The sequence below is a fragment of the Pseudomonas sp. F2 genome (assembly GCF_057174385.1).
Window position 1 is genome coordinate 1595741 of record NZ_CM169904.1, and the last position, 15030, is coordinate 1610770.

At 50.8% G+C, this 15030-nt stretch carries 19 protein-coding genes and 1 pseudogene; 7 read left to right on the forward strand and 13 right to left on the reverse strand.

The features are described from left to right. Positions 1–386: 386 nt before the first annotated feature. The 3 genes from AC193Q_RS06925 to AC193Q_RS06935 all read left to right on the forward strand — a co-directional run bounded on the left by AC193Q_RS06925 (position 387) and on the right by AC193Q_RS06935 (position 1916). Complete coding sequence (locus AC193Q_RS06925) at positions 387–629, forward strand: hypothetical protein (protein WP_483879330.1); 243 nt, start codon at positions 387–389, stop codon at positions 627–629. A gap of 148 nt (positions 630–777) precedes the next feature. Next, positions 778–996: a hypothetical protein gene (locus tag AC193Q_RS06930; RefSeq protein ID WP_483879331.1), complete on the forward strand. Its 219-nt coding sequence runs from the start codon at positions 778–780 to the stop codon at positions 994–996. A 191-nt stretch (positions 997–1187) separates the two neighbouring features. Beyond that, a complete protein-coding gene (locus AC193Q_RS06935; RefSeq protein WP_483879332.1) occupies positions 1188–1916 on the forward strand; it encodes a hypothetical protein in 729 nt (242 codons plus the stop codon). A 228-nt stretch (positions 1917–2144) separates the two neighbouring features. On the opposite strand, the gene AC193Q_RS06940 is transcribed toward AC193Q_RS06935, so the two are convergent. From AC193Q_RS06940 to AC193Q_RS06965, 6 genes are all read right to left on the reverse strand, one after another. Continuing rightward, a complete protein-coding gene (locus tag AC193Q_RS06940; protein ID WP_483879333.1) occupies positions 2145–3002 on the reverse strand; it encodes a DUF2806 domain-containing protein in 858 nt (285 codons plus the stop codon). A 1219-nt stretch (positions 3003–4221) separates the two neighbouring features. After that, positions 4222–5460, reverse strand: a complete 1239-nt coding sequence (locus tag AC193Q_RS06945) for an AAA family ATPase (RefSeq protein ID WP_483879334.1) — start codon at positions 5458–5460, stop codon at positions 4222–4224. Between the two features lie 108 nt (positions 5461–5568). Further along, positions 5569–6561: an SIR2 family protein gene (locus tag AC193Q_RS06950; protein ID WP_483879335.1), complete on the reverse strand. Its 993-nt coding sequence runs from the start codon at positions 6559–6561 to the stop codon at positions 5569–5571. A gap of 203 nt (positions 6562–6764) precedes the next feature. Continuing rightward, positions 6765–7109, reverse strand: a complete 345-nt coding sequence (locus tag AC193Q_RS06955) for a bestrophin-like domain (RefSeq protein ID WP_483879336.1) — start codon at positions 7107–7109, stop codon at positions 6765–6767. A gap of 167 nt (positions 7110–7276) precedes the next feature. Continuing rightward, entirely contained in the window at positions 7277–7519 is a 243-nt protein-coding gene (locus AC193Q_RS06960) for a bestrophin-like domain (protein ID WP_483879337.1), read from the reverse strand. 582 nt (positions 7520–8101) lie between these two features. Beyond that, the gene (locus AC193Q_RS06965) at positions 8102–8581 is read right to left on the reverse strand and encodes a LysR substrate-binding domain-containing protein (RefSeq protein WP_483879338.1); all 480 of its coding nucleotides are present in this window, start codon (positions 8579–8581) and stop codon (positions 8102–8104) included. A gap of 338 nt (positions 8582–8919) precedes the next feature. Here AC193Q_RS06965 and AC193Q_RS06970 point away from each other — a divergent pair, with 338 nt between their 5' ends. Next, complete coding sequence (locus tag AC193Q_RS06970) at positions 8920–9189, forward strand: DUF6555 family protein (protein ID WP_483879339.1); 270 nt, start codon at positions 8920–8922, stop codon at positions 9187–9189. Positions 9190–9249: 60 nt separating this feature from the next. Beyond that, positions 9250–9498, forward strand: coding sequence for a hypothetical protein (locus tag AC193Q_RS06975; protein WP_483879340.1), 249 nt, complete (start codon positions 9250–9252; stop codon positions 9496–9498). A 156-nt stretch (positions 9499–9654) separates the two neighbouring features. Here AC193Q_RS06975 and AC193Q_RS06980 read toward each other — a convergent pair. Then, positions 9655–9846, reverse strand: a pseudogene (locus AC193Q_RS06980) (hypothetical protein); the annotation flags it as partial. A gap of 251 nt (positions 9847–10097) precedes the next feature. Here AC193Q_RS06980 and AC193Q_RS06985 point away from each other — a divergent pair. Continuing rightward, positions 10098–10232 (forward strand): hypothetical protein, encoded by a 135-nt coding sequence (locus AC193Q_RS06985; protein ID WP_264373523.1) that lies wholly within the window; start codon positions 10098–10100, stop codon positions 10230–10232. A gap of 625 nt (positions 10233–10857) precedes the next feature. Here the strand turns inward: AC193Q_RS06985 and AC193Q_RS06990 are convergent. The 5 genes from AC193Q_RS06990 to AC193Q_RS07010 all read right to left on the reverse strand — a co-directional run bounded on the left by AC193Q_RS06990 (position 10858) and on the right by AC193Q_RS07010 (position 13850). After that, positions 10858–11079 carry a PLDc N-terminal domain-containing protein gene (locus AC193Q_RS06990; RefSeq protein WP_085654119.1) on the reverse strand — a complete coding sequence of 74 codons (222 nt, stop codon included), beginning with the start codon at positions 11077–11079 and terminating at the stop codon, positions 10858–10860. 79 nt (positions 11080–11158) lie between these two features. Then, positions 11159–11659, reverse strand: coding sequence for a YciE/YciF ferroxidase family protein (locus tag AC193Q_RS06995; protein ID WP_085654118.1), 501 nt, complete (start codon positions 11657–11659; stop codon positions 11159–11161). A 142-nt stretch (positions 11660–11801) separates the two neighbouring features. Further along, positions 11802–12731, reverse strand: a complete 930-nt coding sequence (locus AC193Q_RS07000) for a ZIP family metal transporter (RefSeq protein ID WP_416383536.1) — start codon at positions 12729–12731, stop codon at positions 11802–11804. A gap of 8 nt (positions 12732–12739) precedes the next feature. Continuing rightward, a complete protein-coding gene (locus tag AC193Q_RS07005) occupies positions 12740–12901 on the reverse strand; it encodes a hypothetical protein (RefSeq protein ID WP_483879341.1) in 162 nt (53 codons plus the stop codon). A gap of 64 nt (positions 12902–12965) precedes the next feature. Next, a complete protein-coding gene (locus AC193Q_RS07010; protein ID WP_440781074.1) occupies positions 12966–13850 on the reverse strand; it encodes a manganese catalase family protein in 885 nt (294 codons plus the stop codon). Positions 13851–14165: 315 nt separating this feature from the next. Between AC193Q_RS07010 and AC193Q_RS07015 the strand changes: the two genes are divergently transcribed. Then, complete coding sequence (locus AC193Q_RS07015) at positions 14166–14465, forward strand: hypothetical protein (RefSeq protein WP_266200190.1); 300 nt, start codon at positions 14166–14168, stop codon at positions 14463–14465. Positions 14466–14582: 117 nt separating this feature from the next. Here the strand turns inward: AC193Q_RS07015 and AC193Q_RS07020 are convergent, their stop codons facing one another. Beyond that, on the reverse strand, positions 14583–15029 hold the full coding sequence (locus AC193Q_RS07020) for a DUF421 domain-containing protein (protein ID WP_085654114.1): 447 nt from the start codon (positions 15027–15029) through the stop codon (positions 14583–14585). Between the last annotated feature and the right edge of the window lies 1 nt (position 15030).

Consider the following 15030-nt stretch of genomic DNA (forward strand, 5'->3'; position numbering starts at 1 on the left):
GGTATTCGCAAAGCCTAGCTCATGCGCCCGCAGTGAGGGCCCGAGATACACACTCATAGTCCCATCTTCCGCACCAAAATAGCGCCCCAGTCCCATCTGAGTTCCATATGGCCGGGCGCCAAAAACCACAAACCACCGATTTTCTTCAGGAAAATCAGGGGGGTTGTGTTTACTGAATATGGCGGTAAAGGAGAGATTAGAACTCCAGCCCCCTAGCGACTATCGAAATTCATCGGGACACCTTGGCAACGTCGGCGTTCGGCCAGAAGCGGACGTCCAGCCCCAACACTTTTCTTCAGGCAGAAGCTGCCAACAGGAAGGCAATCTTGAAAAGGATTTACACTCGTCTGGCGGTGTCCCAGACGTCAACATACGGAAATAGATTCGTGCAGATTCATATTATTTACACCCGAACAGTCGTGTTGCTCTCCAAGCATCCATACCAATCATGGGAAGAAATTCAAAATCAGTACCCTGACTACATGACTTCGCTCGGCCCTTGGGAAGAAGATACTGTCATCGAATATCTTGCAGATGAATACCCAAAACTTTCCCCGCATCCGCAAGAGCAGGTCAATGCGTTCATAGCAGAGACTCAAGAGGCAAGAGTGCTTACTTTTGCCGCGTAAATCGTCTAGCGACCATTCTCAGAAGCTCGCCCTCGACGTCCGCTTTGGGGCGAAAGCCGCTGCAGGCTCCGATGATGCGTATCTAAACCATTTTCCAGCCGCCGCATGAGCTAGGCTTTGCAAACCTCAAATTTCCAGGATGGACAGCATGCCAAGTAGCTCGGCTTCCAATATCGCCACTGCGGACGCCCTGACATTGCTCCTGCACAACCAGCATGCACTGGCGGCGGCAATCGAGGAGATCGCCGTTTGGCTTGCAGCCAATGGAGTGGCAGTGGTTGCAGATAACGCTGTGATGGCTATGGAGACCTTAGATACAAATGCAAAAGCGATCACAGATGCAATTATGCGGATACGGCAGTCCTAACATCGTCTTTGCGGGCAGCAATCGGTCAGAAACGGACGTTGGCTAACGACCGCTACCGGCCAGAAGCGGACATCGGCAAGCGACCGCTACCGGCCAAAAGCGGACGCTTGATGAAATACGGTAGGTGTAGAGTGGGTATGCAGAATAGCGGCTATAAGATAGTGTCTGCAGGCTAAATTCACGAGAAAAAAATGGATAATATAAAAATTAAACAAGATGATAAAGTCGAATCGATTTCAGCAATAGCCCAGCTTGCAACCATTGCTGCGCCATTACTTTATCTCTTAGGGCGAAAGTACTCTTCCGCATATTTCGACGGGCTGGGTTGTGGTTGGGTACACTCTCATCTAACCATTCAGGAAACCATTTCCTATTCCCTTCCTGTTACTCTTCCGATACTTGCAGCGACCTTGTCTTCTCTAGAGTTGTTTCTTAATGACACCTCATATCATTCAGTGAAGAAAGGATTGCTCTATTTATCTATCGTGTTGTTGGTAGTTGTTACGGTGGCGAGCTTTTTTTGGAGTTTTAATTTACTAAATGCCTTGTCGAAAGTTATTTATTACGCGTTCTTGATTTCGTTCGGCATATATGTCTCGCACGTTTTTGTAGCAGTAAAGCGCAATAACGCGCCACATCTTACTTCGGGTATTGCCTGGCTGGTAGGTTCTCTGGTTGTAGTCTATGGATCAGCCGCTACTCTAGGGAGCGTTGACGCTAGTCGCTCTCTGGAAAATCCGGAAAAAAGTTTCCCGCTGATGACTAAAGGTCCTGATTACGGAAAGCCACAATCGTTGAGGCTAATCTCTAAAGTTGGCGACAAATATCTTATGTTATATCAATCTCACGGGGAAAAGCTGTTTCGATTGGAGTCAAATGTCGACTCCTATACTATCCATCCTTTGGAACGTGCTCAGTAATTAGAGTTCATCCTTAAATATAGTTTAATGATTAAGTTCGTTCAGTCGCCTGTAGACATTACCGGTCGCTGATTGGAAAAATTTAGCAAGTATTGGCTGCTGCCTGCAAATTGTGGCGGCTACATCAAGGGTTGATTTAGCCGCCTGTCGAATCGGACTAACCGTGTTTAGGTGAGCCCAAGACATGTCTGGGCAATTGTGCGAGTCAACCACACATACAGACTAAGTTTAGTTTTCCTCTACAGGATAGATACATCCATCCCTGCGCAGTAGATTAATATATTCTTTATTTGGCCGGCCTCCTGCAATATTTGCGAGTTCTCTTCCTATTTCAGTGAAGGGGAATGCCTGCATGAAAACCTTATTTACGGTTTTTTTCGATGGCTTAGGGGAAGTATAGTAATCCTCTGAAAAGTACTGAAGATATATTTTATCCTCAGACCTTGTAGCGCCATACCAAATCACGCCGCTATTTAAAAGCCCAATACTTTGTAGATGAGTCTCAGCTTTGGTGCTTAATCCATTAGCTCGAACATAATTAAAAAACTCGTGAGAAAATACTGGAAAAACTCGTTCTTCTCCATCAGTGACAAATGAATACTCGCATAGCAATGTAAATAAATTGGCATCATCTACACTTAAAGATTTAACAGCCTGAACTGTGCGGGATTTAAAACTACCGGGCTGAGCAACTTCTCCTGCTAATAGTCTAGACCAGATTTTTTGCATTTGGGCATTTCCAATGTCCTGCCCGAGATTGAAAAAGTTAACAACCCAGTCTTCATCAACTTCTTCCGATGAAACTTCGCCGGGTAAGTATTCGACAGCTCCCTTAACGATGGCATCAATGTTGTTCTGTCGTCTTATCTCTTGATGGTTTACACGCTCTAGTGCTCTGAGAGTCACTGTGTCAACTTTTTCTCCAGCCTTTGCTAGTATTAGCATGGCTTTCGCTTCCGCCTTAGCGTTTCTGACTTTCCCTGTTGGTTCGTATAATACACCTATTCCTTTGGAAACTGACTCTATCAGTTTTGTTAGTGGCTCTGAAATACCTTTCAAGTCTATTAGCGAAAAACCGTCGGCCATTGTGTCGTCCCCCTCAGTTGGCAATAAACCACTTTATATTCCTACCCAAATTTGGCTTTTCATACAGAAAATAGTGTAGCGACTTCTGAGATTAAATTACGGGTTTATGAGAGAATCATGTCGAGGATCGAAGGCATGCTATAAGCACCCTATTCGGGCGCGAATGACCGCTTTTGGCCGACAGTTGACCTGTTATGGGCGTCCACTTTTGGCCGATTACTGTCTGTGCTGGGGTCAGCGGCAACAAGCAAACCGCTTTAAGCGGCTTCCCTCAAAAGGAGTTCGCCAAGACAGTCAAGCAGCGTCGACTTCATCTTTCTTGCCTGCTCCCCACCTGAAGCTGAGCCTATCATCGCGATCTATCACAAATAGCCCTGACCAAATAGCCAACCAGAACTGAGCTGTCACAAGCGGGGATAGTGCCATGACTCGCCCAATACCTCGAAGAAGTATCTGTGTGACTGGTGTGCGGCGTTGACCCGTAGCGTAAGGCGAATACACTCGCTTTCTGGTAAACCCAAAGCATAAACGCCAATACAAGGCGATTTCTCCCTTAGCGAATTTTATCGCATTACAATTCCACCAGTGCCCCCACTGATACATCCACTCATCATTTAAGATCCAACTTTGGGATAGGTATGAACGCATAGTATTACAAGGTGGGAGAACTTCTCCGCTCGAAAGCCTTACAACACATTGACGCAATTCGATCTCTTCGACAGAGAATGATATTTCCTCTCGGATTCCTCCAATGAAATCCAAAACCGGAATATTTATCAAGTTCCAGATCATTGGTGTTCGGTCAACATCACAGACGGAAATTTTGTCCTGATAACGGATGCCAGCGCCACGGGCCTCGAAATAAAGATCCACATTTGACAGTCTCTGACCAGTTGATCTCAAGGCAAGCTTAGATATCTGGGGTTTGTGATCTGTCGGCTGCGCCAATCTTAAGGAATACTCCAGGTAATCCCCTAACGGCTTCCACCGCGATCCGAGTTGATGACGAGAACTCCATTTTCGATGTGATCCAACATAGGTGTTGTACAACAGCACCCTGGTTATACGCTGCCAAACCCAGGAAGCGGCTTTCACGATAATGTTTAACGGAAGAGGCAGATCCAAAATGAAACTCCAAAATGCAAGCACGCAGGCCAGCTCGCATGAAAATGTCATGCGTCACTAAGAAACCTAGTATTAGCGGGATATAAACTTCCGTCTACTTTTTTGGACGAGAGCCAAATAGTTTTATCCACAATGCAAATCCGCGCTGCTGAAGCCGGTACTCACCCATTTTTGAAGGATTTTTCAAAATTATTTTCCGTGTAGTAAGCGCTTTCAAAGCGTCAGTGAGCGTTTGATCATCCCCAGTGAATTTTTCCCTGATCTCACTTTTTTTAATCCAGTCGCTCATGTTCTCCGCCATAATCGCGAGAACCTGGCGATATTCATCTGATTTTATCTTTGAGTGATAATCGGCTGCATAATAGCGCGAGCCTATAGAGTCAAGAGCGCCACCCTCTTTGAATGCTCCCTCCAAAACATCATCGGCTGAGATTTCGCCATCTGTGTTATGTTCATAAGCAGAGTATCCGAACTGCTGAATAAAGTGAGGATAACCTTCAGATAGGGAAGCGACATGATCTTTTGCGAAATCGCCCATCGCTGTCTGCTCTGAGTTAATTCGATTTCCCTCAGCTAGACCTCTATCCAGTACATATTTCGTATCAGAGAAACTTAGCTCTTTTACATTCAGGTGGGTAAATATTCTGATGGAAGATTCGTGTGATCTAGCAAGTTTCTCAACAACATCTGGTAGACCAGCGACTACGAACATTACGCGTTCACATCCGTGCTGATGGAGCATTTCGGTAACAGCTTTAAAAAAATATCCGATATGCAGGCTGGGGCAAGAGTTATCAGCCTCGTCGATAATGAAAACAATCCCGTCTTTCGCTAACTCCCCCTTTTGAGGATTGGAAATTCTGTTGCATGTCTGAGATAAAGAATATGCAAAGTCATCGATGACGACATCCGCATCATCGATAATTTCACCTTTATCTATTCCAGAGTCCATTACTTTGATTCTCTGTACAAACGACCAAGTCTCCGACAAAAAACTGCGGACGGTCTCAATTTTGCCTAACTCTCGGCTAATGCATCTCTCAATTAATCGGATCAATGTTAACAGGCTCGTACGCTCTGAAATTACCACATTCACAGCCAAAAAGTTAAAGCCACCAAACTCCGATGGAATATCGCCGACAGCGAGGTGTTTGAGCAGGTTCATTAGGGATGATTTTCCGATCCCTCGTTCGCCAGTTATTAATATATTAGATGGGTGGCCATTCTTAGTTTGGTATAGGCCTTTTTCGAGCGCTCGAATCTCTTTAGTACGCCCGGCGAACATTCCGCTACTAACCGGACTGTTAGGTTTGAATGGATTGATTTTACCCATGATCGACCTTTAAAATGTTCGTAAACTTAAAGTTCCCTAGACTGCCTTAGGAACCGATATTGGTAAAGCTTCACAAAGGCCCGTCAGGGCAGTCTATTTTTCTGAAGATCAATATGCACGATTCCAATCGCTAAACCCAAGAATATTATCCATGTAAAAATGATGAAAATTCCTAGTCTTAAACTTGCTCGACCAATATTCTAGACGTTGCGACTGGGTTTGACCTATTCCGTTCCATTCAACAATTACAAGATGTTTAGACTGCGAATGTGCTGCAATGACGTCGTTGAGATGATTGTCATCGCCGGAGTATCCGATGATAATTATCTCTTGGGATTCGCCAAGACTAATATTCAGATAGTTCCAGTAAGTTGACAGCACTATAGAGGCTCCAATCGCAGAGCGCTTATGCCTAACATGCGTCAATACTATGTGATCCGATCCTTCTGGAGACAATGGATTAAGTTCGTGTCTATCTCTTTTTCGTGCTACACCGTGATGATCAAAAAACAGCGGCGATCCATGCAGATGTAAATAGTAACCAAAATTATTATTGTACAGGCGAACTAGCGCTTCAGAACTGAACCCAGCGCTTATCATTCCATCAACTAACGAGGTGTTGAAATAGCTCCCCATTAAGCCCCCATCCAAGAATGCGCCGTAGAGCAGCTTGTCATAATTCAAGGTCGCAATGTGTGATTTTGTTGTGCGGACGAAATCGATCAATGGGTCCAAGAAGGAGCGAGGTAGTTCGCCATTGTATAGATGTAACCTGGTGGCAACTTTGTGAATGTAGTTTCCAACCGCAACAGGAAATTGTTGACCTTCTTGTGAAAGCCAATGCACATTCATTCTTTGTGACATATTAATACTATTTAGCGTTTTGCACGCTGAGATCACTAAGTGCAGTGGATCTAATTGGTCCTCACGCTGAGGAATAGCGCCATTTCCACCGATGCACTGGCTTATTAAATCTTTATGCACATCAGATACTGCGACAGGGTCATTCCAAACATCAGCCATCGCATTTGTTAAGGAGAAATGCCGCGGGTCTAGAGCCATCCCCAATCCATTACCAAAAATTAGCGTTTTTCTCGGCATCCGTGCTCTCCTAACCTGTGAGTAGTGAGACCGCTTTTTTGTAAAAGCATAGTGCCACCGTGTCGACTCAGATGGGAAGAGTGCATTGCATCACTTCAGGCTATCGAGTAGCCCCAAATATAGTGTCCGCTAATGGCCGGAAGCGGACTTCGGCTTGGTCCGCCTCGAGGCCACGACTCAGAACGCCAACGCGTTTGTTGCCACTAGAGCTGCATGACTGCGAGCGCCCTGCGCAGGGGCTCGTCGGATATCTGGATGGGACCATGAAATGGCACGTCCATGTCCAAAACAAGGTAAACGGAAGCCGCAATGAGGAATGACGAGATGATGAACATTCCTATCACCATCGAATTGCGGGGAGCGCGGTATCCGAAACTGGCGAAAATGAGCGTGAACCAGGCAGCAAGCATCCCAATAAGAGGGCCAGGAATCGCGCCCTCTGACTGCTCGACGATCCTCCAACGTTGCTCGATGAGCGAATGATATTGCTGACGAATATCCTGAAGCATCGTTTCATGGTATCGGTCCGGAGGCTTTATAAGAGCCAAAGACTTGCCTATATCATCCAGATATTTAGCCGCCTCGCTGTTACGATGCTGCAGAGCCTAGTCTCCCCGATACGGGGTCTCGATAGCGCGCTCAAGGTAGGTGATAAGACGATTTCGCGTGTCTTGCGCCACATCACCATAGCCCCGCAGTGTCCGATCAAAAATGATCATGCTGGTTGCATACCATGGAAGTTTGCGTCAATCGACTCGAAAGTGTTTTTGGCAGAGTTGATCATCAAGCCAAAGACCAGCGATGTCATAACCACAAAAATATTGGCTACTAAACGAATTACGGAGTTGGTTTCGTCATCCCGGTGGTGGGATGCCAGCTTTGGATACCACTGCATCATAAGAAGCGACGCAGCCAAGAGGCACCCAAAAATGGCCAGTGCGATCCAGAGAGAATTCATACATCAGCGCCCTGATAAATTGAAGTCAAGTCTTGAAGGATAGACCGATCGAATCTCTACGAATTCTGCTCGGCAGGTCCTGCGTCTGCACTTCGGGAATGACTCCATTATTAATGTGAACGTATGCGCTGTTCATAGGTAGATATTGGTCGAACTCTGCCGACCGTTAGAGGCAACGGTTAACGACCGTCTGCTTTTTGCCGTTAGCGGCCGTACCGAGTGACGTTTGCACACAAGCAAAGCGGAATACTTAGGGCCATAACCCATTGAAATTACTTGTTTTAGACATGGACTTGAAAACCGTCGACTGTAACAGGTCCATGAGTTGGAATCCCATCGCCTCCGCCATATTTTTTACCGAAAAAGCTCTGTTTATTCAGGGCTTTGTCGTTTCTGGGACTCAGGAAATCAGCTCCGCTCTCTATGAATCGTTTCCGCATCTATTCGACCATTTCCGCACCCCTTCCCTTCTGACATTACTGGTTCGACCTCGACATATCTAAAAATGTGGACGTCTTCAATGGACAGATTTCGGCCAGAAACTGACGCCCACGTTGAATGTGTTACGTCGGTATTCGGTATTTATCCCAATCCCTTCGACTCGAACAATTCGATTAGCCAATCGACGAAGACCCGCACGCGCGCGCTGAGGTGACGGTTTGGGGAATAGACGATGTAAATGGGGTTGGGCCCCAGTGACCATTCTTCGAGCAGAGGCACTAATGCGCCGGACTGGAAATGTGGCTGTGCCATGAAACGCAGGGTCTGCAGCACTCCCAGGCCTGCCAATGCCGCAGCCAGCAATGCATTGGAGTCGTTGACGGCAACAAAGTAATCGGCGTCGACGTTCAGCCTTTCCCCATCCCTGACGAACTCCGCGGCCAAGCGGCGGTTGGTGCCGGCGAAGAAGTAACGCACCATCTGGTGGCCGCTTTCCAGATCGTTGGGGTGCCGAGGGGTGCCATGGGCCTCCAAGTAGCCCGGTGTAGCGCAGGTCACGAACTGCAGGATGGGCGTGCTGCTGCCTGCGGCAAACCCGCTGCGCTTGAGCAGCAATGGCAAGGCAGAGGCATTAGCCCCCTGATCTGCCGCCAGGCGCCCTTGCTAGTCGCTCAATCGACCATCTGATCCCCCACCAGCTCGCAACGACGGCGCCGATCAGTCCTGCGATCAGTAATTCCAGCCTGTCGAACTTGTCGAGCAGGCGCGGCAATAACTCCATGCGCTCGACTCCGTTTGCATAATGGAAATTAAAACCTCTACAAACGAATAGTTCACGTATAGATAAAATTACATTGAATGTGAGCAAAATCATCAATTTAGGAATTGTCACACGATTCTTTGAATTTTCTCTAACAGCAAAAATCACTATCTCATGAGCCAAAAAGGAGCGGTAACTCGTGAGTTCGGTAGATATTTTTGTGATTGAGTACAAGCTCCATGGAAGACCGAAGTCTTTTGTCATCCGCACCAAACTGATGAACAACGCAGAGGCTTGGCAGTGGGCGAGCTGCGACGCGGGTATTGCTCCGATACCCAAACCCGGACGCCCTCCTCTCAAGCGGTTCACAAAACCCATGGCAGAACGATTTGGAATCACCGACGTAAGGTGGCGGGCCACTACTGTCGTCACCTGGGAGGACATCGGAGCGACGCAAATGGAGAAATAGTGCAACGCAGGAAGCGCTCTACATGTCGATAGAGCGCAGCTCAAACGAATGGGAGGACACATGAAATCCAGATCCAGATCCAGATCCATAACCATATCCGATTGGTACGCAGCGACCGGGCGCAGTAATGAACTGTTTAAAGAGGCTGATCGACTCAATGTCATCGCTTACGAACTGCTAACCCATGCGGCCGACTCCCCCGAGGCAATGGAACGCTACAAAGACGCCAGAGATGCCGCGGATGCCAAAACGCTGGAAGGCAAAAAAGCTTGGGACGAGGCGAGAGGGAGACTTAACCGGCGTCAGTGAAAAAGCCCGCGCTGGGCGGGCAAAAAGGAATCCACTCGTTCAGGCCCCAGATTCAGGGTCGCTGGCGGGTATGCCGCGAGGCTCCTTCACGTCGCCGTCCTGGACATCTGTTGTGCCAGTCGTCACAGACACCGGGGCACTTGCGCCACTCCCGGCTTCCGGGTGTTCTGCAGATACAGAGTTTGTCGCGGCTACGTCCGTCATATCTTCATCAACGGGTGCTTCGTCATCCGGCGGTAGCGGTACCGCCGAATCTTCAGGCCGAGGATCATGACCTGTTTCATTGTCAGTCGAGCGGGTCACTGCCTGTTGCGATTGATTGCCTGGTGCATTCTCGTCGATTTCCATGATGCCTCTCCGATCGGTGCACGGGAATCCGTGCTTAAACGTGTGAGGAGTCAGATCGCGACAAGTGCCGGTCATTGGACGAATGGCTGATCCGAGCGGCTTTATTCAAAAGGTCCTGATAGGAACGCTCGTCTTTCCGAGCTGTCGGCCTGAGACCTTCTCAACATCAACAACCTAGTAGAAAAATTAAATTAGCAGCCTGATCACCCGGTCAAGAAAGATGAACGCAGTAATCTGACGAGGTAACAGCAATGACTATCCAGGCAGAGACACTCGTACAACTGACCGAAGCGCTGCAGGAGCGTGGAATGACACTGGTTTCAGATGTTCACTTCACGCGGGCGCCGTACCGCTACAACCATCGCTGGATCTGCATCGTCGAGTGACCATGCTCGCTGTCGGCGTTCTGGACGAAGATTCCAGCGCCGGCGCCTTTTCCCGCCGCGCCGCTTTTCTGCTGGTTCAGGATCCGCGCGGATCCCCCGGTGCACGACCATCCAGCGCAGGCATGGGATCAATTGAAATGCCCGCTACAGCGCTAATCCATTCCTTATAAGATAAACAGGACTTTGACGCGAGAGCGCTTCATCCCACTGCGTACCGGAAATCTCACCCGCAACGACCAACATCATTAATTGCGTGGTCGCAGCATCGAGTTCGACCAGAAGGACGTGGGCGCGGAATCTGAAGTCGTCTGACGTAATGATGGCTGTGCTCTATAACGGGGGCTGTCCTGGAGCCGGTGGGAAGATGGATTCTTGCCGGAGTTTCCCGCAAAAACCTGTTCATGCATGATTCTTTTATACAGCCGATACGCGGCAAGTTTCATCACCGAAACCGCAATCGACGAACTGTATTCGGCAATGCCAGCTTGTCGGTGTGCGGCGGGCGGGGAATGCGCAGGCCCAACGGCTCTGTCAGCGAAGGTAAGCAAAAGCCCTGATCATTCAGGACTTTTCGCTTCCTACAGGCATCAAGTCTGTTCAACCTTTGCAGATCGTCTGGGCCTGATCAGCCCTTGCTGTGCTCCGGCGACGAAGGCCCTTTGGTAATGCCGCGCGGCCCCGACACGCCCCAGATGACCACGCCCAGCAACGGCACGAGGAAGATCAGCGCGGCCCAACCGGCCTTGGTCGCGGACGGCTTGTCGCTGCGCATCACGCTGTTGAGTGCCCAAAGGTCCAACAGCAGGAGCAGGACCGCAGCGGCGATCCACAGATATTCGGTTTGCATGATGTTTTCCTCCATGTTGCTCTGAAACGCCACGGCATGCTTAATCGCCGTGGCGTTTTATATGGAGCGCTTCAACCCCTCATTTTTTTTCGAGGGTCGCTGCCTGATTACCGCCCTGTTCGGCAATCTTCGTCAGCTTTTCATCGGCGCCCTTTTCTTCTGCTAGCGTGGCTTGCAGCAAGGTGACGGCATCCTCGAGTTTCAGGTGTTTGGCCATCGCGATCAGCGTGCCGTAGCTGGCGATTTCGTAGTGCTCGACTTTCTGCGCCGCACCGATAAGCGCCGCGTCCAGCACCGCGCCTTTTTCGATTTCGTCGAGCAGCTCCTTGGACTCTTCGACCAGTCCTTCCATGGCTACACACTTCATGCGTTTGAGTTTCAGCCCGGCCAGTTCCACCAGTTGGTCGATGCGTTCGATCTGGCCCTGGGTTTCCTCAAGGTGCGAAGTGAAGGCTTCGGCAAGCAGCGGATTGGTCGCGGCGCGCGCCAGGCGCGGCAAGGCTTTGGTGATTTGCTTCTCAGCGCTGTAAACGTCGGACAGCTCATGGATGAACAGGTCTTCAACAGTTTTTCTAGCCATTTCTAACTTCCTTCTGATGGGTGGATAATGTTCTGGGCGAGACGTTCAGCGTGTCCGCCAATGTGGCTTTCATTACAGGTGACTCACCCTGCCGGGCAGGTGTTCAAAGCATTTTTCGATTCATGGATGAAGTGTTATTGGTTCAGCCCAAAGCGGTATCGAGGAACATCATCACGCCGAAGCCCAGCATCAAACCGAGCGTCGCCGGCGTCTCGTGACCATTGCGGTGGGTCTCGGGGATGACTTCGTGCGACACCACAAAAATCATCGCCCCCGCCGCAAGCCCCAGCGCAATCGGATAGCCCAAGGCAAAGCCACTCGACACGCCCAGCCCGACCACCGCCCCCAGCGGCTCCATCAAGCCGGAGCCGATCGCGATCAGTGCAGCGCGCCAGGCCGAGATCCCGGTGACGCGTAAGGCAAGCGCAACCGCGAGACCTTCGGGGATGTCCTGTATGGCAATCGCGGTGGTCAGTGGCAGGCCGACTTTCATGTCGCCATTGGCAAAACTGACGCCGATGGCCATGCCCTCCGGCAAGTTGTGCAGGGTGATCGCCAGGACAAACAGCCAGACGCGATTGATGCGTTGTGCATCGGGCCCGCGTCTGCCGATCTGCTGATGTTCGTGAGGCACGAAGCGATCAAGACCGACCATCAAGCCAACGCCCAGGGCCAGGCCGCATACGACCACGCAGGCTGCCAGCAACGGATTGCCACACAGCGCTTGCGCGGCCTCGATACCCGGCAGGATCAGCGAGAAGGAACTGGCGGCCAGCATCATGCCGGCGGCGAAGCCGAGCATGATGTCCTGAGTGCGTGAGCTGATATCGCGCAGGATAATCGCCACTACCGCACCCAACGCGGTCGCACCGAATCCTGACAGGCCACCCAAGGTGGCCAGGCGCAGGTTTCCCTTGTCTGCGCCGACCAGCGCGGAGTAACCGCTAAACAACAGCAGGCCGCTGACCAGCAGCAGCGTTGCCCAGAACAACACGCCCGGCCAACCGCCGCTGGACGCCATGCTCCACCCGTTGCGCTGCGGCGTTGGCGTCGACGATGAGCTGAGTGACATGTCGCCTCCTAGCGTCCGTTAGAGCGTTTGCCGCTGGAGTCGAGCACGGATTGGCGCAACGTTTCGGTGATCTGCTGCGCGGTTCGATCAAACGACGTGACGCTTGCGGTAAACCGACTGGACAGCGACTGCGCCAGGTCGCTGCTGGAAACCCCGGAGTTCTGATTCATGTGCGGTACCTCGGATCTTATCGATTGAAAAACCGCACGCCGTTGCGGCATGCGGTCCCGGTCATCACGCGTCGGGTTGCCCCTGAACACCCGCGCCCAGATCGGCGCCAGTGATCGGGTTGCTGTCCGGGTCGGACATGGTTCGCGCTTTCATATCCAGCAGCAGCGCCTCTTCCTCGGCACTGAGCTGAACGCTGGCGCTGCCGTCGCCGCCATCCACCGCAGGCTCTGGACTTTCCACGAACTCCCAGTCATCGCCCTGGTTCCAAGGACCGCGCGTGCTGCCCTCTCCTTGGGACATGTTGAAGTACACGTTGGTGAACTCCGGCATGCCGGGTTGTTTGCCCTGCGGGAAGTTTGGCTGGATCGCATGAAGGGCTTTTTCGAAGGACAACTGGTGCGCAATTTCGCGGGTCATCAGGAAGCCCAGCGCTTCCTTGACGCCGGGATCGTCAGTGACGTTCATCAGCCGTTCGTAGACGATTTTTGCCCGGGCTTCGGCGGCGATGTTCGAGCGGAAATCCGCTGTGGGTTCACCGATCGTATCGACATACGCAGCCGTCCATGGCACACCGGCCGAGTTGGTCAGCGGCGCGCCGGCACCGTACAGCAGACTGGTGATGTGCGAATCGTTGCCGGCCCCGTTGATGGCCCGGTACAACTCGCCCTCTTCTTCCACGCCTTCGGCAACTCGGCCTTTGGCGCCCTTGTTGAGCATGACGATGATGGAGCCGACGATTTCGAGGTGACTCAGCTCCTCGGTGGCGATGTCCATCAACAGATCCTTGCGACCCGGATCATCCTCGGCCAGCGCTTGAGTGAAGTAGCGCGAGGCTGCCGCCAGTTCGCCCTGGGCGCCGCCGAATTGTTCGAGTAGCAAGTTCGCCAGTCCCGGATTGGGTTCGGCAACACGCACGGTGTATTGAAGTCGCTTGTTATGTAAGAACATGACAATTACCTCAGGTTGTGTGAGATGAGATTCGTTATAAATTGCGTCACACAGTTCTGAATCGATACCGCGAACTAAAATTTCATTTTTTTGATCAAGGGCGACGAGTGGAAAACTGGAAAAGTTCTATTTATTTCTAACTTGCTGAATCAATGAACAAGTGGGCACTGCTCTTAACGTTCCAAAATTATTTCTATCGATAATATTCACCTCGAGTTGTACAAAAGCAAATCTACTGTACAAGAAAAAGCCAATAACTATGGCCCTTTGCCTTGATTCCGAAGTTTAATATTTCGAAAAAATCAGGGTGCAGACATGCCGCTTTCTTTCGATCCGCGCTTCAACGATCTTCTCCAGCGCCTCATTCTCATGGCGCCGCCCGTGGGCCAAATCAATCTGAATATGCTCGATTCCATTGAGCCCGAGGCGATTGCCAACCCGGACGAACTGGTTGCGACAATCATCGAAGTCAGCACCCGACTCGCTGCAAAAAAATCTGACGCGCCCGACCATTTTGTAGAACTATTGCTGAAGCTGGAAAGGATTAATGCGCTGCCTCACGACAAGGCACAGCACTTCACTGATCGTGTGCTGGCGTATAGCAGAGACAATTGATAAGCACGCAAAGACAAGTCGAAACCGAGACGTTTAAATTGCACTCGGATAAAAGTGCCTTCCGACTTATGAAGGCTATAAACAAGTCACCCGCAATTAAGCCTGCCAGGTGATTAGTCAAGTCTCGTTGGGAATCACCGAAATCTTCCCATTGCGCTCAATGATCGCAAACTTGATCTGCTCAATTCGTTCGATACCCTGACTGGAACGCGCGGCTTCCATGACATCCGCCTCGATCATCCGCGCATGCCGCAAACGCCGGTGCAGCAGTTTGCCATTCTCGACGATGATCGTCGGTTCGCCGTCGATCAGCCGCGACACCCAGCCCGACCGCTGTTTGAGTAGAGAGAAACCGACGTCGATGGCGATCAGCGTCACGATCACCAGCATCGCGTTGGTCAGGGAGAAATCATCGCCCAGCAAAGCCTGCTGCGTGGCCTCGCCGATGATCATCAGCAGGACGAAATCGAAGGTGGTCAGGTCCGCCAGCGAACGCCGGCCGGCGATCTTGAACAGCACCATCAAAGCCCCGTACATCACCGCCGCACGCAGTACCGAGTCCATG